A 20,453-nucleotide genomic window follows, 5' to 3' on the forward strand; every position below is an offset into this window, starting at 1 on the left:
TTGTGAACAGGGATCGAGCGGACGCCCACGTCTCGACCCCGAAGCCTGTCCTACGGGCCGACTTTTCGGAGTAGCCATGGATGTCTTGGATGTCTCGCGGTGGCAGTTCGGAATCACCACCGTCTACCACTTCATCTTCGTTCCCCTTACGATCGGACTGGCCCCGCTGGTCGCGATCATGCAGACGATGTGGGTGATCACGAAGAAGGATCACTGGTATCGCCTCACCAAGTTCTTCGGCAAGTTCTTCCTGATCAACTTCGCGATCGGTGTCGCGACAGGCATCGTGCAGGAGTTCCAGTTCGGTATGAACTGGAGTGAGTACTCCCGCTTCGTCGGCGACGTCTTCGGTGCCCCACTGGCGCTCGAGGGTCTCGTCGCGTTCTTCCTCGAGTCGACGTTCCTCGGCCTGTGGATCTTCGGCTGGACCCGACTGCCCAAGGGTGTCCATCTCGCGACGATCTGGTTGGCCGCGATCGGTGTGAACGCCTCGGCGTACTTCATCATCGTCGCCAACTCGTTCATGCAGCACCCCGTCGGCGCGCGTTTCAATCCGGAGACCGGACGCGCCGAGCTCGAGAGCATCTGGGCCCTGCTGACCAACAACACGGCCATCGCGGCGTACCTTCACGCGGTTGCAGGTGGCTTCCTCACAGCCGCAACGTTCGTGGTCGGGATCGCCGGTTGGTGGATGGTGCGCAACATGCGCAAGTCCAAGACCGCGGCGCCGGAGGACGCCGAGACGTTGGTCCAGGACGCGCGGAACATGTTCCGGCCCGCGGCCCGCATGGGCATGCTGGTGATGATCATCGCCGGCATCGGGATCGTCTACACCGGCGATGTCCAGGGCAAGCTGATGTTCCAGCAGCAGCCCATGAAGATGGCGTCCGCGGAGTCGTTGTGTCACACCGAGACCGATCCGGACTTCTCGATCCTCACCGTCGGTACCCACAACAACTGCGAGGGTGTCACGCACGTGCTCGAGGTGCCCTTCGTGTTGCCGTGGCTCGCCGAGGGCAAGTTCAGCGGCGTGACACTGCAGGGCGTCGAGGATCTGCAGGTGCAGTACGAGCAGCAGTTCGGTCCCGGCAACTACCGTCCCAACCTGTTCGTCACGTACTGGTCGTTCCGCGCGATGATCGGTCTGGCTGCCGGGTCGCTGGCGCTGGCGCTGGCCGGACTGTGGGTCACCCGTAAGGGTCGAGTCCCGGACCAGAACTGGTTCAAGTGGTTGTGCCTCATCGCAATTCCGATGCCGTTCCTCGCGAACAGTGCGGGCTGGATCTTCACCGAGATGGGACGTCAGCCCTGGGTGGTGCATCCCAACCCGACCGGCGTCGACCTGATCCGGCTCACCGTCGATCAGGGTGTCTCCGATCACCCGACCGGGCTGGTCGTCACCTCGCTCGTGGTGTTCACGCTGCTGTACGGCGCGCTGGGTGTCGTGTGGTTCTACCTGATCCGTCGGTACGCGATCGAGGGACCGTCGCCGCACGACCTGCATCCGCCGGGTCGAGGGCCCGCGCCGAAGGCCGGCGGCCCGGGAGAACCGGGCGAGCCGGAGGCCGAAGAGCAACTGTCGTTCGCGTACTAGGAGACCGTCATGGGACTGCAGGAATTCTGGTTCATTCTCATCGCGGTGCTCTTCGTCGGGTACTTCGTACTCGAGGGGTTCGACTTCGGTGTCGGAATGCTGATGCCCGTCCTGGGCAAGACGGAGAACCGTCGCCGCGTGCTGCTCAACACGATCGGGCCCGTCTGGGACGGCAACGAGGTGTGGTTGATCGTCGGTGGTGGTGCGCTGTTCGCGGCGTTCCCTGACTGGTACGCGACATTGTTCTCCGGGTTCTATCTACCGCTGCTGATCATCCTGGTGGCGCTGATCCTGCGAATCGTCGCGATCGAGTGGCGCGGCAAGATCGACGACGACAAATGGCGGCGTCGTGCCGACTGGGGCATCATGATCGGCTCCTGGGTGCCGGCGGTGCTGTGGGGTGTGGCATTCGCGAACATCGTCCGCGGTGTCGCGATCAACGCGGACAAGAAGGTGACGTCAACCTTCTTCGACCTGCTCAACCCGTACGCGCTGCTCGGTGGCATCACCACGGCGCTGGTGTTCGCACTGCACGGCGCGGTGTTCATCGCCCTCAAGACCGCCGACGACGTGCGGATCGATGCCGCGGACCTGGCGAAGAAGCTCGCCATTCCGACGGTCCCGATCGCCGGTGGGTTCGTGCTGTGGACCCAGCTGGCCCACGGCAAGGGCTGGACGTGGATCCTGGTGGCGCTCGCGGCAATTGCCGTGATCGCGGTGGTGTTCCTGACCAGGGCTGAGAGCGAGGGCTGGGCGTTCGCGTTCACGACGCTCGCGGTGATCGCCACCGTGGTGCTGCTGTTCGCGTCGCTGTATCCGAACGTGATGCCGTCGACGACGAGCGAGGCGTACAACCTCACGATCGAGAACGCGTCGTCGAGTCCATACACCCTGAAGGTGATGAGTTGGGCGGCAGTGATTCTCACGCCGATCGTGCTGTGCTACCAGGGCTGGACGTACTGGGTGTTCCGTAAGCGGATCTCCACCAAGCACATCCCGCCGTCGATCGGGCTGCCCCGCAAGGCTGGACCTACGAAGGTCGGATGAGTACTGGTATCGATCGCCCCGCCCGATCGAGTCGACGGGCGGGGCGGCGCGGGGGTCCGGTGGACCCCCGCCTGTGGAAGTACTCCGCGTCGGCGCGCGGCTACCTGATCCTCACGGTCGTCCTGTCCGCGATCAACGTCGCGATGGTGATCGTCTCGGCCGTGCTTATCGGCACGATCCTGGCCGGGGTGATCACCTCCGATCGGCGCAGCCTCGCGGACTGGCGTACCGACCTGATGTGGCTCGCCGCGGCGGTGGCCGTGCGGGTCCTGGCGGCCTGGCTGCACGCGCGGTACGCCCACCGCTCCGCCAACCGGGTGGTCGCCGAACTCGAGGTCGAGGTCCTGCAGGCGGCCGTGCGGATGCCGCCGCGCACCCTCGACCCGCGCCGCGACGAGATCGCGACCGTGCTCACCCGGGGGGTTCGCGCGTTGGCGCCGTATCTGACGGGCTATCTGCCCGCGCTCATCCTGGCGGCGACGCTCACCCCGGCGACGCTGGTGGTGATCGTCATGCAGGACCTGACGGCGGCGATGATCGTCGTGATCACGCTGCCGCTCATCCCCGTGTTCATGATCCTGATCGGCCTGCTCACGAAGGGGAAATCCGAGCAGACGCTCGCCGCGTTGACGCGCCTGTCGGGGCAGCTCCTGGACCTGTTGGCAGGCCTGCCGACGCTGCGGGCGCTCGGCCGCGAACACGGCCCCGCGACGCGGGTGCGCGAACTCGGGGACGCGCACCGCAAGACCACGATGTCGTCGCTGCGGGTCGCGTTCCTGTCGTCGATGGTGCTCGAACTGCTCGCGACGCTGTCGGTGGCGCTCATCGCCGTCAGCATCGGCCTGCGTCTGGTCTTCGGCAACATGGAACTCGAGCCGGGCATCGTCGCGCTGATCCTCGCGCCCGAGGTCTACCTGCCGCTGCGCATGGTCGGTGCCCAGTTCCACGCCGCCGAGGACGGTGTCGCTGCCGCAACCAAGGCGTTCGGAGTGCTGGACGAGGCCGCGGAACAGCGGCCGACCGGCACTCGCGCGGTGGTGGCCGAGGGTGCCGTCGTCGAACTGGCGGGCGTCAGCGTGCGGTCCCGGTCGGGGACGGCGCCGGACCGGTTGGATGCGAGGTGCCTGCCCGGCGCCGTGACCGTGCTGACCGGTGCCAACGGGTCCGGAAAATCCACTGCCCTGCAGGTGGTTCTGGGACTGACCGAGCCCGACGCCGGATCGGTGCGGATCGACGGGACCGACGTCCGTGACCTGGACCCGGCCGGATGGTGGGCACAGATCGCGTGGCTGCCCCAGCACCCCGTGATCGTCCCGGGCACCCTCGCCGAGAATCTCGCCCTCGTCGGCGACGTCGACACGGACGCCGAGCGATTGCAGCAGGCATGTCGGGCAACCGGATTCGACGATGTCCTCGCGGAACTGCCGCGCGGATGGGACACCGTCGTCGGTGCAGGGGGACTGGGGCTGTCGCTCGGTCAACGCCAGCGACTGGCCCTCACCCGGCTGTTGGTGTCGTCGCGGCCGGTGCTGTTGCTCGACGAGCCGACGGCGCACCTGGACGAAGAAACCGAACGGACAGTGTTGAACTCGCTACGTGAGCTTGCCCGCCACGGCCGCACCGTCGTGGTCGTGGGACATCGCCCGACCGTGCTGGCGGCGGGGGACCAGGTGACCGAGGTGGCGGCCCGACACGACGTCGTGGCCGACGAGGACGCGGGAGCGCAGCACCATGAATCGTGACCTGGTGCGGGCGATACGGCTGCTGGATCTGCAGCCACGGCGCGTGCTGGCCGCGATCGCCGCGGGTGTCGCGACGCTGGGCAGTGCGCTGGCGCTCGCGGCGCTGTCGGCGTGGCTGATCACGAAGGCGTGGCAGATGCCGCCCGTGCTCGATCTGACGGTCGCGGTGGTCGCGGTGCGTGCGCTCGGCATCTCTCGCGGCGTCTTCCGCTACCTCGAACGTCTCGCGACGCACGACGCCGCGCTGCGCGGCACCACGTCGGCCCGGACGAAGATCTACCGCCGCCTCGCGGACGGTGATCCGGCGGCCGCCGCAGGACTCCGGCGCGGTGACCTGCTGGCCCGGACCGGTGCCGACGTCGACGCACTCGGCGACGTCGTGGTGCGGGCGCTGATCCCGATCGCCGTCGCGGCGATCATGGCACTGTCCGCCGTCGTCGTGCTCGGGCTGATCTCGCCGGCCGCCGCGCTGGTTCTCGCCGTCGCTCTCGCCCTGTCGGGGGTGCTGGCGCCGTGGCTGTCGGCGCGCGCGGCTCGGATTGCGGAGTCCCGCAGCGCGGCCGCGACGGCACTGTTCAGCGAGACCGCGGTGACCGCACTCGACCATGCCGCCGAGTTGCGGGTGGCCGGACGCCTCGACGACGTCCTCGCGAGTGCGGAGGCCACCAACCACGACGCGGTTCGGGCCACCGACCGGGCCGCCCGGCCCTCGGCGTTCGCCGCCGCCGCGACACCGCTCGCGATCGGGGCCAGTGTGCTGGGGTCGCTGCTGATCGGAATCACGCTGTACGGGCCGGACGGTGGTACGCCGGGCGCGATGACGCCGATGTCGTTGGCGATCCTCGTGCTCGTGCCGCTCGCCGCATTCGAGGCGACCGGTGCCCTGCCGGCGGCCGCGCTCGCGCTGACCCGGGCTCGGATCGCGTCGGGTCGGATCCTGGCGTTGCTGGATCGGGCCGGTGAGCCGCTGCCCGAGGGCGCCGAGGTGCCGGCGGGTCCCGGACGGGTTCGTGCCGAGGGCTTGCGGTGCGGGTGGCCGGGAGGCGAGAGGGTGACCGCGCCCGTGGATCTGGATCTGTCCCCGGGGGCGCGTGTCGCCGTGGTCGGCGGGAGCGGTGCGGGCAAGACCACGCTGCTCATGACCCTGGCCGGGTTGCTGCCGCCGGTCGACGGCACCGTGTCGCTCGACGGCACACCGATCGCACGATTCCAGCCCGACGCGCTGCGCCACGAGATCGGGTTCTTCGCCGAGGACGCCCATCTGTTCGACACGTCGGTCCTCGAGAACCTGCGTGTCGCCCGTGGCGACCTCGACGAGGACACCGCGCTCGAGGCGCTGCGCACCGTGGGGCTGGGGGAGTGGGTGGCGCAGTTGCCGCGTGGCGTGCACACGTCGCTGGGCGGTGGGGCTCGGGCGGTCTCCGGTGGCCAGCGCCGACGCCTGCTGCTCGCCCGCGCGCTCGTCTCCCCTGCGCGGGTGCTGCTGCTCGACGAGCCCACCGAGCACCTCGACGCGGCGGACGGCGCGAGGATCCAGCGGGCCCTGCTCGACCGGGAATGTGGGCTGGTCGATCGGGAACGGACCGTGGTCCTCGTTACGCACCAGTTGCCGCCGGACGCCCGCGCCGATGGCATCGTGACCGTCGGTAACGGAATCGGCCGGGATGTGGATTGTGTCAGGGAGTCCGCGGGTCTGGACTCGGCTCGGCCCGCCTGACCACGGACGACGCGTCGGCAAGCGCGGCACCGAGATGTGGAACGCGTTCTAATTGTTCGGCCAATCGCGGCTACCGGCCGCGCCGTTACAGGCCGGTGAACCCAAAAGTTGTTGCGCCACCTCGTAACTGCCCTGCTGGACGAACGTCCGAAAAACCGGTTAGTATGTGATCGTCTTCACTGCTGTATGGGCGATTTGCCGTGACTTCACGGTCTAAATTGAAACGCGTTCTACATAGAACTGCCTCCCCTCAGGAACGATCGAAGGAGCATCTACATGTCACGCCGCTCACTACGCCACGCCGTAGCCACAACCGCCTCTGTGGCCCTTCTCGCCGCCGGCGTTACCGTCGGACTCGGAGCGTCGGCGGCCCAGGCCGCGCCCGCATGCGCGCTCAGCCAGTCGGTCACCGACAGTTGGGCCGGCTCGCTCGGGACTCCGTACACCGTGAGCAAGGAGGTTGTCGGCGACGGCACGGTCGCACCGGGGCGCACCGTCACCTACCTAACCAAGGTGTCCGGTTCGGGGGCGCTCGTCGACCAGATCCGTGACTTCCACCCGGCAGGTTTCCAGCTGGTGAAGGCTCGTCTGAACGTCAAATGGGCTATCGGGAATCAGCAGTGGACGGACGTCACCGGTACCGCCGTCGTGGGCAACAACGCCGTCATCGCCAAGGGTGGCGGGTGGACCACCGCGGGTGGCGGCGTGATCGCCTTGGAAACCACCTACAAGGTCCCGGACAACGCCACGGTCGGCTCCAAGCTCGACAGCGGCGCCGGCACCAACATCGTGCTCGCGAATGGCGACTGGAACATCAACCCGATGGGCGTGTGCGTCACCGTTCGTCCGCCGAACCCCATCGAGGCCGGCTCGGGCAGCCTCGAGGATCTGGGCTTCGGTTCGGTGAACACCGGATCGGGCCAGGTCTTCGGATCCATCACCGATCCGCAGGGTTCGATCAGCAACGTGGTCGGCGGAATCCTCGGCAATGTGCTCGGCAACCTGAGCTGACTCGGCTCCGGCAAGAATGCGGGCAGGGCTACCAGCGCATGCTGGTAGCCCTGCCCGCATCGGCATTGTCGAAGAGAGCTTTGATCGTCATCAGCTAGTCCATCCCGAACGGGAATCGTCGGCACGCTGCGCGCGTGAATCCGTGCCGTGAACTCCCATGAGCACTTCGAAAACGAGCCCCGCCCTGGACATCTCCGGGGCGGGGCTCGCTTCGTTGCGCTGAGGGCACCTTCGACCGAAAAACTGTTGCCGAGCGCCGTGACCGGGCGTAGCTTCGGGCGTACACGAGGAAGGAGGTGGTCTGGAGTTGAATGACAAACGGACACGTGAGGTGGCTGTCACCTAGCCACGATGCTCTCGGAATTCACTGACCGCCTCGCGGCTGGCGAATCCCAGGCAGCTACCCGACCCCCGAGCTCTCCGGTCACGTCCAGATCGGAAACCCACGACAAACGAAGCCCCCGGGCATCGTCAGTGGACGGGCCCGGGGGTCGTTGCTGTGTATGAGGCTGTCTCAGCCGATGTAGCGCGACAGACGCGCGGAGAACCGCGGCGCGAGGGGGCCGTCGGCGACGACGCGCTCCTCGACGTAGGCCAGATCGCCGCCTTCGACGATGCCGTACAGACGCTTGGCGCCGCCGATCAGCTCGCCGGACTCGCTGCGGATCACGACGTCGGTCGCGAGTTCCCACGACGACTGCGTGAGAGCCTGGCCGTAGAACAGCTCGACCACACCGGAGGCGTGCGTGAGCAGGAGCTCGACGACCTCTTCGTTGGTGCTGCCGGGGATGCCGTCACCGGCGACGCGCCAGTAGCCGCTCTCGCGCTGACCGGGTCCCACGTATTGACCGTCGGCGTCCAGGCGCCAGGAACGGGATTCCCACGCCAGGTAGTTGCCACCGTCGTGCGAGACGACGATCTGCTGACCGAACGGGTAGTCGCCGGTCTCCGGATCGTGTCCTTCACCCTCGCCGCGCCACACGCCGACCAACGGCAGCAGTGCGAGCAATCCGGGATGCAGGTCCGGCCCGAGGCGCAGATTCGCGGTGTCCTCGGGCAGGGGCAGATCGGGCAGCGTCGGGATGTTGCGTCCCGCCGTTTCCTTCGCGCGCTCTACGGCACCCGCGACCGCGCGGTCGCCGCTGCCACGAGCAACGTGCGACTCGGTGTCGTCAGGCTGCGTTTCCGAGCCCGCGTCCGGATCCTGACTCACGGCTTATCGGTGACCAACCGGTACACGACGTACAGCGAGAACCAGGTGATCAGGATGGCGGCAAGAACCAGGAGAACCTCGAAGAAGATGACCACGCGCCCATCTTAGACCGCACCCCCGAGGCGTTCGAAATCGGCAGCAACGCGGCGGTTCCGGGCACTGATCTTGTCGATTCCCGATCCGTACCGGATTTGCGGTATACGGTGCTCGCGGAATCGCGAACGAATCACGAACTGTCACGCCTGCGGGGGTGCGCACGGTCGGAGGTGTCGATGGCTCGTCGAGGAATCGTGTCCGCGCTCGGCGGGGTGATCGCGGCGGTGACGCTGCTGGTCTGCGCGGGTCCGGCGGTGGCAGAAGGTTCCGCGGGGGCCGGGGGCTCGGGGGGATCCGGCTCGGGGTCGCTGCGCCCGCCCGTGAAGGACCCGAACAACTTCGGCGACGGCTGCCCCGACGTCCTGGTGGTCGCGGTGTCGGGCGCCGGTGACTCGACGGTGGATCGGGACCCGTTCGACGACGGGGAGCGGGTGCCGTGGTCGAACTGGCTCCCCAACATCACCGTCCCGCTCGGCGAGGCGAATCGGGATCAGCCGGGCACGGTGGGCTGGATGTACGTCCCGTACCCGTCGACATTCGGGCTGGGTCTGCTCGAGGACGTGCCCACCTATCAGGACTCGGTGGCGGCGGGTGTCGCGTCGATGAACCGGATTCTGGACGAGAAGAAGACGCAGTGCGGCGACGCGACCCAGTTCGTGCTGCTCGGCTACAGCGTCGGCGCCGAGGTCACCGAGCGCGTCGCCCGCGAACTCGGCCACCGGGACGGCTCGGCGACCGTCACCGCCGACGATATCGCCGGGGTTGCGCTCGTCGGGGACCCGTACCGTCCCGCCGGCACCCCGTCGCTGGGGGCGCCCGGACCGCGCGGCGGCGGATTCATGTCGTCGGAACCGGCCGACTACGGCGCCCTCGACGGCAAGATCCTGTACGCCTGCCGGCCGTACGACATCGCGTGCGACGCCCTACCGGAGATCGCGGTCCTCGAACTCGCGCTCGGGGTGCTCGGGCAGATGCGGTTCACGGTGCTCAATCCGGTGCAGACGTTCGCCGACTTCGGTCGAGTGATGTCCGAGATGTCGGCGCGGACCATCGCGCACATCGTCACGCGGGACGACTGGTTCACCTCCGACGAGTCCCTGCTCGACGTGCTGCGCAAGGTGGCCGACCAGACCTACCGCGACGACGCGGCGGCCGCGGAGGCGACGCCGGAGCGCGTCGCCGCGATGGTGGACTGGGCGCGCGGCCCGGGCGCCGACGTGGTGCGCGCGAAGCTGCGTGCCGAGGGCGCCGGTTTCGTCGAGGACAACCGCGGCGTCGTGAACCTGATCGTGGAGCCGTACATCTTCCTGGGCTTCATCCAGCACATCCTGTACTGGAACTCCAACCCGAACGACCCCTGGTACTGGGACAGCGAGAAGGTGGTCGACTGGATCAGCGGTCTCGCACGCGAGGACGCGCCGGTGACCCCGACGTCCGGCGGATCGACCGGCTCGTCGCTGTCGTCCGGTTCCTGACTACTGGTAGCTCCGGTCCCACCCGCCGGACCGGCACACGGCGTCGAAGGCCTCGCGCAGTGGCCGCCGTCGGACGACGAAAGGGGCGTCACTCCAACAGGAGTGGCGCCCCTTTCGAGGGTCTGGATCTACTTGGCGACCGTCACGTCGACGGCGTAGACGCCGGCGCTGTCCGGGCTGATCGTCACGTCGCCGTTGCCGGAGCTGGAGAGTGCACGCACCTTCCAGGTTCCGGGGGCCGCGAAGAAGCGGAAGTCGCCGGTCGCGGACGCGACGACCTCGGCGGTGAACTCGTCGGTGCCGTCGAGCAGGCGCACGAACGCGCCGCCCACCGGCTGGCCGTCAGCGGCCAGGACGCGGCCGGTGATGACGGTTTCCTTCTCGACGTCGACGCCCGCGGGCAGGGTCTGGGTCTGAACAGGTGCTCCGCACATATCTCTTATGCTCCCAACTCGATCGGTGCGCCGACCAGTGAGCCGTACTCGACCCAGCTGCCGTCGTAGTTCTTCACGTTCTGCTTGCCGAGGATCTCCTGCAGCACGAACCAGGTGTGGCTCGACCGCTCGCCGATGCGGCAGTAGGCGATGGTGTCCTTGGTCTCGTCGAATCCCTTGTCCGCGTACAGCTTCGCGAGGTCCTCGTCGGACTTGAAGGTCCCGTCCTCGTTGGCGGTGGTGCTCCACGGGATGTTGATGGCGCCCGGGACGTGGCCGCGCTGCTGCGCCTGCTCCTGCGGCAGGTGCGCCGGGGCCAGGATCTTGCCCGAGTACTCGTCGGGGGAGCGGACGTCGACCAGGTTCGCGGAACCGATCGCGGCGATCACGTCGTCGCGGAACGCGCGGATCGAGGTGTCGGGCGCGGCGGCCTTGTACTCGGTGGCCGGGCGGGTGACGGTCTCGCTCGACAGCGGACGGCCGTCGAGTTCCCACTTCTTGCGGCCGCCGTCGATCAGCTTGATGTCCTGGTGGCCGTACAGCTTGAAGTACCAGTAGGCGTAGGCCGCGAACCAGTTGTTGTTGCCGCCGTAGAGGACCACGGTGTCGTCGTTGGCGACGCCCTTCGCGGACAGCAGAGCGGAGAACTGCTCCTGGTTCAGGAAGTCGCGGCGGACGCCGTCCTGCAGATCCTTGCGCCAGTCGAGCTTGATCGCGCCCTCGATGTGGCCACCGTCGTACGCGGCGGTGTCCTCGTCGACCTCGATGAAGACGGTCTTCGGGGCGGTGAGGTTCTGCTCTGCCCAGTCTGCGGAGACCAGGACGTCGGAGCGAGCCATGGGTTGTCCTTTCGGTGTGGGAACGGCGTGTGTGGAGCGCGGGAGTGCTGTGCGGTTGAGGGCCCGCACGGGTGGAGCGAAGTACTGCGGCTCAGGCCGCGCTGGGGGTCGCGCCGCCGCGCAGGCGGGTGGCGAGCGGGTAGATCTGGCAGCCCAGGCAGATCCCGAACGCGGCGTTGAGCAGGGCCGCGAACAGCGCGAAGCCGGTGGCGATTCCGCCGACGAGGCCGGCGCCGAGCAGGAACGCGACGGTGCCGACGGCCGCGAAGACCAGGCCGACGAGCTGCGCGAACCGCAACGGTGCGACGGGTTCGCGTTCGACGGTGGGGCTCAGACGCGGCGCGACCAGCGTCGCGAAGAGCCGCCCGTACGGGCTGCGACGCGGGCCGGCGACGGCACCGATCGCGAACACGACCGCCTGTGCTGCCAGCAGCAGGCCGGAGGCGAGGGTCGAGACGGTCGACAGCACCAGCACCGCGACGAGGACAGCGGTGGTGATCCATGCGGCAAAGCGTGGACCGCGGACGTCGACCTGCTGGTTCTGGAGTGTGGGAGTGGACATCTGGGAGTGCTCCTGCGGGCTACCGAGTGCTGACATGCCGACGTGGGAACGCGGCAGGGACCGGATTTCGGGGTTTCACCGATCACCGACGGGTCCGTCAGCGAGAACGCTGGGAAGAAAGATCGACCGTCTGCGTGATCAACAGCAGGGACAGCAACAACCACCGAGGCGGCACAGATCGACTGCGCGGCGACGGGTGAGCATCAGCTCATGGTTGGCGTACACGTGGTGCAGCGTACCCGGTTTCTCAGGAAATTGAATCCCCGGATGTGAGGAGGGTCTCGATCGACGACTGGAGGTCCGTGGCCGACGGCACACCGGAGATTCGGAAGCGCTCGACCAGTGCTCCGTCGAGAATGAACGTCGTCGGCAGGGACAGGACACCGAGTGTCTTTGCGAGGGAAGGGTGCTCGTCGATATCGAGCTCCACCTCGGTGGCGGTGGGGGAGTCGGGTGAGCCGTCGGTGTCGGCGTCGAGGCGCTCGAGCACCTGCCCGATCACGCGGCGCACCGCGGCGCACGGCCCGCACCAGTCGGCCGAGAAGTGCAGAACGATCGGTCGCCCGGTGGCCGTCACGCCGGCCGCGGCGAGCTGTGCGGTCCACGCGTCGTCCACCGCGTCGGCCGTGGGGGCGGGCGTGGATGCGCGGACCTTACCGGCGCGGCCGCGCAGGATCAGCCCGCCGGCGAGCGTCGCGACGACCGCGATGACCAGGATCGTGATTGCGGTCACTGCTTCGTCTTCAATTCGTCGAGGTTGACGACGACGTTGTCGCCGGACCCTTCGATGACGATCTGCGAGCCCTCCGCGTAGACCTCGGTGGGCATGACACCGAATGGGAGCGACTGCGGATCGATCGTCTTGGTGAACAGGTCGAGCACCCCCTGCCGGAGCGGTGCGGGCACCGTGAAGTCGGCCTCGCCCTCCGGCCCGAAATAGAAGTCCGTCGCCACGATCACCAACTGCTCGCCGCGCAGCACCAGGTCGGCCTGCACGCTCACCGACGTCTGCAGCGGACCCACCGGCACCGTGCCGGTCAGCACGATCCCGCCGGTGGTGGGGGAGCCGGAGCCGCCGGAACCCCCGGTGCCGTCCGACTTGCTCGCCGGGGGTGCGGAAACCTGCAGGTCAGGGATGCCGAGGAATCGCCCCAGGTCGGTGGCGTCGATCATCATCCGGCCGTCGAGATGATCGACCGGGACGGTGCGGACCGAGCCGTCGAGCAGGGCCGACGCCGGCACCGACACGCCGTTCAGGGTCGCCTCGATGGTCACCTCGCCGATCATGTCGTTCGGCACCTGCCGGGCGCGGACCTCGACGTTGTCGTACTTGCCGTTCCGCGCCTGGGTGAGGAACGGGAAACCGTGGATGGTGACCTCGGGATCGGCGGTGAGGGAGCCGCCCTCGCGGAGCGCGCGCGAGACGCGGTATTCGGAGTAGGCGGCAGCGCCGAAGTCGACGACGACGACGAGTCCGACGAGGCACACCAGTCCGATGATGAGTTTCCGCACCACATCATTCTTACCGGCCTCGCCGAGGACCGGTGCGGCGGTCCTGCGCAAACTCGCGCTAATCTGTCCCCGAAACAAGAACGTCGGTCCACTCGGTGTCGGCTCTTCCGCCGGCATTCGTGCCGCGAGAGAGGGAGGTGGAGTGGAGCTACTGCTTCTGACCTCCGACCAGAACCCCGAGGCGGTGCTGCCCTCGTTGGCGCTGCTGTCACATTCCGTTCGCCCCGCTCCGACGGAGGTGTCGTCCCTGCTGGAGGCGGGATCCGCGGACGTGGCGCTCGTCGACGCCCGCACCGACCTCGCGGCCGCGCGCGGCCTGTGCCGACTGCTCGGCAGCACCGGGTCGGCGGTCCCGGTCGTGGCGGTCCTCACCGAGGGCGGCCTGGTGGCCGTCAACTCGGACTGGGGTCTCGACGACATTCTGTTGCCGACCACCGGCCCGGCGGAACTCGACGCGCGACTGCGGTTGCTGGTCGGCCGCAACGGGGGTGTGGCGAGTCCGGAATCCGCCGGCAAGATCACGCTCGGCGAGCTCGTGATCGACGAGGGGACGTACACCGCACGACTGCGGGGTCGTCCCCTCGATCTGACTTACAAGGAGTTCGAACTCCTCAAGTACCTCGCGCAGCACGCCGGTCGGGTGTTCACCCGAGCGCAGCTGCTGCAGGAGGTGTGGGGCTACGACTTCTTCGGCGGCACCCGCACGGTCGACGTCCACGTGCGACGGCTGCGCGCGAAGCTCGGCTCGGAGTACGAGTCGCTGATCGGCACGGTCCGCAACGTCGGCTACAAGGCCGTGCGTCCCGCGCGGCCGTCGAACCGGCCCGGGCAGGCCGCCGCCGCGGACGACCTCGGCGACGCCGACTCCGACGACCCCGACCTCACTCCCACCAACGGATCGGCGTATTAGATGGCCACGCAGCAGCTCGACTGGATCGATTCACCGCCGGCGGAGGCCGTGCGGGCGATGATCGAACGGGCCACCGCGGCGGACGGTACGGCGCCGGTGTCCGAGCACGCCGTGCGCGCGCTCACCGCGGCCGGCTCGGTCCGCCACCTGGTGTCCACCTCGGACGGTCGGGTCGTCGGGTATGCGCAACTCGAGCCCGGTCACGGTGAGCATCCCGCGATGGCGGAGGTCGTGGTCGACCCCGCCGAGCGCGGGGCCGGGATCGGTAGACGGATGGTGGCCGAGGCTCTGGAGGCCGGTGGTCCCGGCACCCGGGTGTGGGCGCACGGCAACCACCCCGCCGCGGTCGCGGTCGCGCGCCGGCTCGGACTCGTCGGCGCACGTGAGCTGCTGCAGCTGCGCCGGCCGCTCGCGACCCCCGAACTGCCCGACGTCGTCGTGCCGGACGGGGTCACGCTGCGCACGTATCGCGGACCGGAGGACGACGCGGAGCTGTTGCGGGTCAACGCCGCCGCCTTCGCGTGGCATCCCGAGCAGGGGAGCTGGACGCAGCGCGACGTCGACGAGCGCCGCGCCGAACCGTGGTTCGATCCGGCGGGGCTGTTCCTCGCCTACCCGGCAGAGGGGGCTGCGGGGGACCCGAACCGCCTCCTCGGTTTCCACTGGACCAAGGTGCACGCACCCGAGAACGACACCCCGGCGCTCGGCGAGGTGTACGTGGTCGGCATCGGCCCCGACGCGCAGGGGCGTGGCCTCGGCCGGGTGCTGACGCTGGCCGGGCTGCACTACCTGCGCGACCGCGGCCTGGAGACGGTGCTGCTGTACGTCGAGGGCGACAACACCGCGGCGCTGCACACGTACGAGCGGCTCGCGTTCGAGCGGTTCCACGTCGACGTCGCGTACGCCACCCCGTCCCGATAACGGCTGTTCGTGCAGGTCGGGTGGGTGTGACGATCCCCTCCGAAGATTTCTCTCGGGAGTTCACCTTCCGTTCACCGAACCGGGTCCAGTTGGCTACCGGCGCCCCTTACGTTTCTGGCCTGGGTGGCAGTCGGTCGCCCGGTGCGAGTCACGCGTGATTCGCGCTTCCCATGCCGCCCGGAGTCGGGCGAGACGCTAGACCAGCGGAGGACAAGGGTGAACCTCAAGCGAAACGGCGCACTGCTCGGAATGGTGGCAGTCGGTGCCGTGACGGCGATGTCTCTGACGGCGTGCGGCAGCGACAACAATGCCGCGTCGTCCACCGTCGACACGTCGGCGTCGACCGCCCTGTGCGACGGCAAGGACAAGCTCTCCGGTGCGGGTTCGTCCGCGCAGAAGAACGCGATGGACGAGTTCACCTCGGCCTACATCGCGGCTTGCCAGCAGAAGGGCAAGAACGTCAACGTCGCCTACAACCCCAGCGGTTCCGGTGACGGCCGCACGCAGTTCATCGCGAACCAGATCGACTTCGCCGGCTCCGACTCCGCCATCAAGGGCGAGCAGGCCGATCAGGCGAAGGCCCGCTGCCAGGGCAACGACGCGTGGAACCTGCCGCTCGTGTTCGGCCCGGTCGCGATCGCCTACAACCTCGACGGCGTCGACAACCTGGTGCTCAACGGCGAGACCATCGCCAAGATCTTCAACGGTGGCATCACCAACTGGAACGATCCGGCCATCGCGGCGCTGAACTCCGGCGTCAAGCTGCCCGACGAGAAGATCAGCCCGATCGTGCGTTCGGATTCGTCCGGCACCAGCGACAACTTCCAGCAGTACCTCGAGGCTGCTTCCAACGGTGCGTGGACCGCCGGCGCGGGCTCGGACTTCAAGGGTGGTGTCGGCGAAGGCGCCAAGGGCTCCGCCGGTGTCGCACAGGCCGTGGCCACCGCGCCCGGTTCGATCACCTACGTCGAGAAGTCCTTCGCGGATCAGCAGAAGCTGCCGTCCGCCCAGATCGACACCGGCTCCGGCCCGGTGAAGCTGTCGCAGGAGACAGCGTCGAAGGCCATCGCCAACGCGTCGTTCAAGGGCTCGGGCACCGGTGACCTCACGCTGGACCTGAAGTCGATCTACGGCACCACGGAAGCCGGCGCCTACCCGCTGGTTCTCGCGACCTACGAGGTCGTGTGCTCCAAGGGCTACGACGCCGCGACCACCGCGGCCGTGAAGTCCTTCCTGACCAGCGCCGCCAACGAGGGTCAGCAGACCCTCGCCGAGCAGGGCTACGTGCCGCTGCCGGAGTCGTTCCGCGCCAAGATCAACGAGTCGATCTCCGCGATCGCCTGATCGGACCCGTCGCCATTCGGACCGCCCATCTATATTCAGACAGAGAATGTGAGCGCAGATGACTGACGCGAGCACACGGTCAACACCACGCGCCTCCGGCCCCGCGGACGGCGGGGCCGGGGTGGGCGGTCCGAACGGCACCCCGGAGGTCCCGATCACTTCCCCCGAGACAACGAAGCGCAAGACGGTCACCCGTCCCGGCGACCGGATCTTCGGATCGCTGGCGTCGGGGTCGGCGGTCTTCATCACGTTGCTGGTTGCCGCTGTCGGCTTCTTCCTGATCTGGCGCGCGATTCCGGCGCTGCAGCGCAACGAGGTCAACTTCCTCACCAGCCGTGAGTGGAACACCGACAACATCAACTCGATGGCGTTCGGTGTCCTGGACCTGCTGCAGGTGACGGTGATGGTCTCGCTTGTCGCGCTCGTGCTGGCGATGCCGGTGGCGCTCGGCATCGCGATCTTCCTCACCGAGTACGCACCGAAGAAGGTGGCTCGGCCGCTGGCCTACGTCATCGACCTGCTCGCCGCGGTGCCGTCGATCGTGTACGGCCTGTGGGGCCTGCTGATCTTCGCCCCGGCGATCGCCCCGGTTGCGGTGTGGCTCAACGAGAACCTCGGCTGGATCCCGATCTTCGCGGACGGCTCCGGCTCGATCCGCGGCGGCGGCACGATCTTCACCGCCGGCATCGTGCTCGCGGTGATGATCCTGCCGGTGATCACCGCGGTGACCCGCGAGGTGTTCGGGCAGACGCCCAAGGCACACATCGAGGCCGCGCTGGCGCTCGGTGCCACCCGCTGGGAGGTGGTGCGCACCACCGTCATCCCGTTCGGCAAGTCGGGTTACATCAGTGGCTCGATGCTCGGCCTGGGCCGCGCGCTCGGCGAGACCATGGCGCTGTACATGATCCTGCGCACGACGTCGCAGGCGTTCAGCTGGTCGGTGTTCGACAGCGGATCGACGATCGCGTCCAAGATCGCCCTCGGTTACGCCGAGTTCAACAACAACATCCAGGCGGGCGCCTACATCGCCGCCGGCCTGGTCCTGTTCGTACTCACCTTCTTGGTCAACGCGGCGGCCCGCGCCGCGATCGCCGGAAAGAGGGACTGACCGATGACCAGCGTTCTCGACAAGCCCATCAAGGCTCCCGCATTCCAGGGCGTCGGATTCCGCCGCCGCTTCACCGATGTCGCCGCCACCGTGCTGGTGACCCTGTCCGTGCTCGTCGCGCTCGTGCCGCTGGTGTGGGTGCTGTGGACGGTGATCGTCAAGGGCATCGGTGCCGTCACGTCGCAGACGTGGTTCACGAACTCGCTCAGCGGTTTGTCCGCCTCGGCCGAGGGCGGCGGTATCTACCACGCGCTGATCGGCACCCTGATGCAGGGACTGGTGTGTGCGGCGCTGTCGGTTCCGCTCGGCCTTTTCGTCGCCGTCTACCTCGTGGAGTACGCGGGCAACTCGCGGCTCGGCAAGCTCACCACTTTCATGGTCGACATCCTCTCCGGTGTCCCGTCGATCGTCGCGGCCCTGTTCATCTACGCGCTGTGGATCGCGACGTTCGGCTTCCCGAAGTCGGCTTTCGCGGTGTCGCTGGCGCTGGTGCTGCTGATGGTGCCGGTCGTGGTGCGCAGCACCGAGGAGATGCTGCGAATCGTGCCGAACGATCTGCGCGAGGCGTCGTACGCGCTGGGTGTGCCCAAGTGGAAGACCATCGCGCGCATCGTCGTTCCCACCGCGCTGCCGGGCATCATCACCGGCGTCATGTTGGCCCTGGCCCGCGTGCTCGGCGAGACCGCGCCGCTGCTGATCCTGGTGGGCTACGCGCCGTTCATCAACTTCAACCTGTTCGGCGGGGAGATGGGCACGCTGCCCGGCGTGATGGTCGCGGAGATGAACAACCCGACCGATGCCGGCTCCAACCGGATCTGGGGTGCGGCACTGACCCTGATCCTGTTGATCGCGGTCCTCAACATCGTCGCGAAGACGATCGGTCACTTCGCTTCGGTGCGCAACAAGTGAGCACCGAAGCGGAGGCGATCGCCGCGATCGCCGCATCCCCCGAATCTCGTCAGCACATACTCGAGCTAGCGCTCACATCAGTAGGGAGCCGGTAATGGCCAAGCGTCTGGATCTCAAGGACGTCAACATCTACTACGGCAAGTTCCACGCCGTCGCCGATGTCGGGCTGTCGGTGCCCCCGCGCAGCGTCACCGCGTTCATCGGCCCGTCCGGTTGCGGCAAGTCGACGGTGCTGCGCTCCCTCAACCGCATGCACGAGGTGACCCCGGGCGCGCGCGTCGAGGGCTCGGTGCTGCTCGACGGCGAGGACATCTACGGCTCGTCCGTCGATCCGGTGGGCGTCCGCAAGACGATCGGCATGGTCTTCCAGCGGCCGAACCCCTTCCCGACCATGTCCATCCGGGACAACGTCGTCGCCGGCCTCAAGCTGCAGGGCGAGCGCAACAAGAAGAAGCTCGACGAGGTCGCGGAGGAGTCGCTGCGCGGCGCCAACCTGTGGAACGAGGTCAAGGACCGGCTCGACAAGCCGGGCGGTGGCCTGTCCGGTGGTCAGCAGCAGCGTCTGTGCATCGCGCGCGCCATCGCGGTCTCGCCGGACGTGCTGCTCATGGACGAACCGTGTTCGGCGCTGGACCCGATCTCGACGCTCGCGATCGAGGACCTCATCACCGAGCTCAAGAAGGACTTCACGATCGTCATCGTCACGCACAACATGCAGCAGGCGGCGCGCGTGAGCGATCAGACGGCGTTCTTCAACCTCGAGGCCACCGGCAAGCCGGGCCGGCTCATCGAGATCGACGACACCGAGAAGATCTTCTCCAACCCCACCCAGAAGGCCACCGAGGACTACATCTCCGGCCGCTTCGGCTAGGCCCCGGTCCGCGTTCCGTTCTGCGGCGCAGGGACGGCCGCGGGAACGGCCAACCGGACGTCGGCGACGAGTCCGTGGTGGTCCGACCCGACGATCTCGATGCGCTCGAGGGCGGTCACCGCGGCGCCCTCGGTGATGATGCGGTCTATGCCCGTGAACGCGGGGAGCCGACGGTTGGCCGGCATGGTGGGCAGCAGCCCGGCGCCCACCTGGTCGGCCGCGTCGGTGTAGCCGTCGGTGAGCAGCTCACGGTACTGGCGCTGGGTGTAGCTCGCGTTGAAGTCTCCGCTGACGATGACGTTGTCGCGCGGCGCGTCCGCGAGCATCTCGCCGTGCAGGCCGCGCAGTTCCGCCGCCCACAGCTGCGCCGGGAACAGGTAGGCGGGCGCGGGGTGAACCGCCAACAGGGACACGGGTTCTCGTAGCCCCACATCGAGATCCGCGGTGAGGTTCGCGGACAGGTAGCCCTCCAGATTGCGGGTGTTCGACAGCGGGAAGCGGCTGTAGATGCCGCCGCCCTCGCCACCCGGGCCGTACGACACCACGAACCGGTACGGCAGCAGGTCGTCGAGGCCGGCGGCCTGCAGTCCGTCGATCGACTCGTCGGTGAGTTCCTGGACGGTGAGGACGTCGACGCCGCGGTCGCGCACGGTACGGACCAGGGATGCGGGATCGGCGCGGCCGATCTTGGTGTTGGCCTGCATGACTCGCACCGACGGACCGGACGGGTCCGGCGTCGCGGCACCGTCCGCGCCGGGAATGTACAGCGGGGCGAGAACCCCGACGCCGACGGCGCAGACGGCCAGGCAGGCCGCCTGGACGGCCCACTGCCCGGCGAACGCGGCGACGGCGGCGCCGACCAGTGCGATGACGAGCAGTGTCGGCGTCTGTCCCGCCAGCAGGACCACGAACCGGTTCTCCACGCTCACGGCCGAGGCCAGCAGGCCGAGTGCTCCCGACAGTCCGCAGACCGCAGCGAAGACCCCCGCCGTCAGGCGCGCGGTCCGGTCGTCGATCACCTCTCGATCATGCCCGCCGCCGGCGAGGTCGGCCGCAGTGTCGGCGGCCCGGAGCGTTCGAGGTGATAACCGAGGATAAGCCTCATGTCTTACTCGGTCGTTTGCGATGGCAGCTATCTGCGCATTCAC

The 20,453-nt window shown here is 68.2% G+C and carries 20 protein-coding genes; 12 read left to right on the forward strand and 8 right to left on the reverse strand.

From position 1 onward, the window contains the following. Positions 1-76: 76 nt before the first annotated feature. From DEU38_RS10430 to DEU38_RS10450, 5 genes are all read left to right on the forward strand, one after another. On the forward strand, positions 77-1,594 hold the full coding sequence (locus DEU38_RS10430) for a cytochrome ubiquinol oxidase subunit I (protein WP_114720764.1): 1,518 nt from the start codon (positions 77-79) through the stop codon (positions 1,592-1,594). A gap of 9 nt (positions 1,595-1,603) precedes the next feature. Then, positions 1,604-2,641 carry a cytochrome d ubiquinol oxidase subunit II gene (gene cydB / locus DEU38_RS10435; RefSeq protein ID WP_114720767.1) on the forward strand — a complete coding sequence of 346 codons (1,038 nt, stop codon included), beginning with the start codon at positions 1,604-1,606 and terminating at the stop codon, positions 2,639-2,641. Beyond that, the gene (gene cydD / locus DEU38_RS10440; RefSeq protein ID WP_114720770.1) at positions 2,638-4,383 is read left to right on the forward strand and encodes a thiol reductant ABC exporter subunit CydD; all 1,746 of its coding nucleotides are present in this window, start codon (positions 2,638-2,640) and stop codon (positions 4,381-4,383) included. Before cydB ends, cydD begins: the two co-directional genes overlap by 4 nt. Beyond that, positions 4,373-6,100, forward strand: a complete 1,728-nt coding sequence (cydC, locus tag DEU38_RS10445) for a thiol reductant ABC exporter subunit CydC (protein WP_114720773.1) — start codon at positions 4,373-4,375, stop codon at positions 6,098-6,100. The genes cydD and cydC overlap by 11 nt, the downstream gene beginning before the upstream one ends. A gap of 321 nt (positions 6,101-6,421) precedes the next feature. Beyond that, positions 6,422-7,111, forward strand: coding sequence for a hypothetical protein (locus tag DEU38_RS10450; RefSeq protein ID WP_258557780.1), 690 nt, complete (start codon positions 6,422-6,424; stop codon positions 7,109-7,111). A 514-nt stretch (positions 7,112-7,625) separates the two neighbouring features. Here the strand turns inward: DEU38_RS10450 and DEU38_RS10455 are convergent. After that, a complete protein-coding gene (locus tag DEU38_RS10455) occupies positions 7,626-8,324 on the reverse strand; it encodes an FABP family protein (protein ID WP_114720778.1) in 699 nt (232 codons plus the stop codon). A gap of 272 nt (positions 8,325-8,596) precedes the next feature. Here DEU38_RS10455 and DEU38_RS10465 point away from each other — a divergent pair, with 272 nt between their 5' ends. Continuing rightward, positions 8,597-9,895, forward strand: coding sequence for a cutinase family protein (locus DEU38_RS10465; protein WP_114720996.1), 1,299 nt, complete (start codon positions 8,597-8,599; stop codon positions 9,893-9,895). A 128-nt stretch (positions 9,896-10,023) separates the two neighbouring features. Here DEU38_RS10465 and DEU38_RS10470 read toward each other — a convergent pair whose 3' ends face one another. The 6 genes from DEU38_RS10470 to DEU38_RS10490 all read right to left on the reverse strand — a co-directional run bounded on the left by DEU38_RS10470 (position 10,024) and on the right by DEU38_RS10490 (position 13,242). Next, on the reverse strand, positions 10,024-10,329 hold the full coding sequence (locus DEU38_RS10470) for a DUF1416 domain-containing protein (protein ID WP_114720781.1): 306 nt from the start codon (positions 10,327-10,329) through the stop codon (positions 10,024-10,026). 5 nt (positions 10,330-10,334) lie between these two features. Further along, positions 10,335-11,168 (reverse strand): sulfurtransferase, encoded by an 834-nt coding sequence (locus DEU38_RS10475; RefSeq protein WP_114720784.1) that lies wholly within the window; start codon positions 11,166-11,168, stop codon positions 10,335-10,337. A gap of 91 nt (positions 11,169-11,259) precedes the next feature. Beyond that, a complete protein-coding gene (locus DEU38_RS10480) occupies positions 11,260-11,730 on the reverse strand; it encodes a DUF4395 domain-containing protein (RefSeq protein WP_114720787.1) in 471 nt (156 codons plus the stop codon). 138 nt (positions 11,731-11,868) lie between these two features. Further along, on the reverse strand, positions 11,869-12,048 hold the full coding sequence (locus DEU38_RS29790; protein WP_368077031.1) for a putative leader peptide: 180 nt from the start codon (positions 12,046-12,048) through the stop codon (positions 11,869-11,871). Then, positions 11,978-12,463 (reverse strand): co-chaperone YbbN, encoded by a 486-nt coding sequence (locus DEU38_RS10485; protein WP_114720789.1) that lies wholly within the window; start codon positions 12,461-12,463, stop codon positions 11,978-11,980. Before DEU38_RS10485 ends, DEU38_RS29790 begins: the two co-directional genes overlap by 71 nt. Next, entirely contained in the window at positions 12,460-13,242 is a 783-nt protein-coding gene (locus DEU38_RS10490; protein ID WP_174908352.1) for an LmeA family phospholipid-binding protein, read from the reverse strand. The genes DEU38_RS10485 and DEU38_RS10490 overlap by 4 nt, the downstream gene beginning before the upstream one ends. Positions 13,243-13,384: 142 nt before the next feature. Between DEU38_RS10490 and DEU38_RS10495 the strand changes: the two genes are divergently transcribed. The 6 genes from DEU38_RS10495 (at position 13,385) to pstB (ending at position 19,305) form a co-directional block, all read left to right on the forward strand. Beyond that, on the forward strand, positions 13,385-14,152 hold the full coding sequence (locus DEU38_RS10495; protein ID WP_114720795.1) for a response regulator transcription factor: 768 nt from the start codon (positions 13,385-13,387) through the stop codon (positions 14,150-14,152). Next, positions 14,153-15,073 (forward strand): mycothiol synthase, encoded by a 921-nt coding sequence (mshD, locus tag DEU38_RS10500; protein ID WP_114720798.1) that lies wholly within the window; start codon positions 14,153-14,155, stop codon positions 15,071-15,073. Positions 15,074-15,289: 216 nt separating this feature from the next. After that, positions 15,290-16,417 carry a phosphate ABC transporter substrate-binding protein PstS gene (gene pstS, locus DEU38_RS10505; protein WP_114720801.1) on the forward strand — a complete coding sequence of 376 codons (1,128 nt, stop codon included), beginning with the start codon at positions 15,290-15,292 and terminating at the stop codon, positions 16,415-16,417. A gap of 58 nt (positions 16,418-16,475) precedes the next feature. After that, positions 16,476-17,525 (forward strand): phosphate ABC transporter permease subunit PstC, encoded by a 1,050-nt coding sequence (gene pstC, locus DEU38_RS10510; protein WP_114720803.1) that lies wholly within the window; start codon positions 16,476-16,478, stop codon positions 17,523-17,525. Positions 17,526-17,528: 3 nt separating this feature from the next. Next, positions 17,529-18,434, forward strand: a complete 906-nt coding sequence (pstA, locus tag DEU38_RS10515) for a phosphate ABC transporter permease PstA (RefSeq protein WP_114720806.1) — start codon at positions 17,529-17,531, stop codon at positions 18,432-18,434. A 94-nt stretch (positions 18,435-18,528) separates the two neighbouring features. Then, a complete protein-coding gene (gene pstB / locus DEU38_RS10520; RefSeq protein ID WP_114720809.1) occupies positions 18,529-19,305 on the forward strand; it encodes a phosphate ABC transporter ATP-binding protein PstB in 777 nt (258 codons plus the stop codon). Here the strand turns inward: pstB and DEU38_RS10525 are convergent. Beyond that, the gene (locus DEU38_RS10525; RefSeq protein ID WP_114720812.1) at positions 19,302-20,324 is read right to left on the reverse strand and encodes an endonuclease/exonuclease/phosphatase family protein; all 1,023 of its coding nucleotides are present in this window, start codon (positions 20,322-20,324) and stop codon (positions 19,302-19,304) included. The genes pstB and DEU38_RS10525 overlap by 4 nt on opposite strands. Positions 20,325-20,453 lie beyond the last annotated feature (129 nt).

It is taken from the genome of Rhodococcus sp. AG1013, from assembly GCF_003350365.1.
In the GTDB taxonomy this organism is placed as follows: Bacteria; Actinomycetota; Actinomycetes; order Mycobacteriales; family Mycobacteriaceae; genus Prescottella.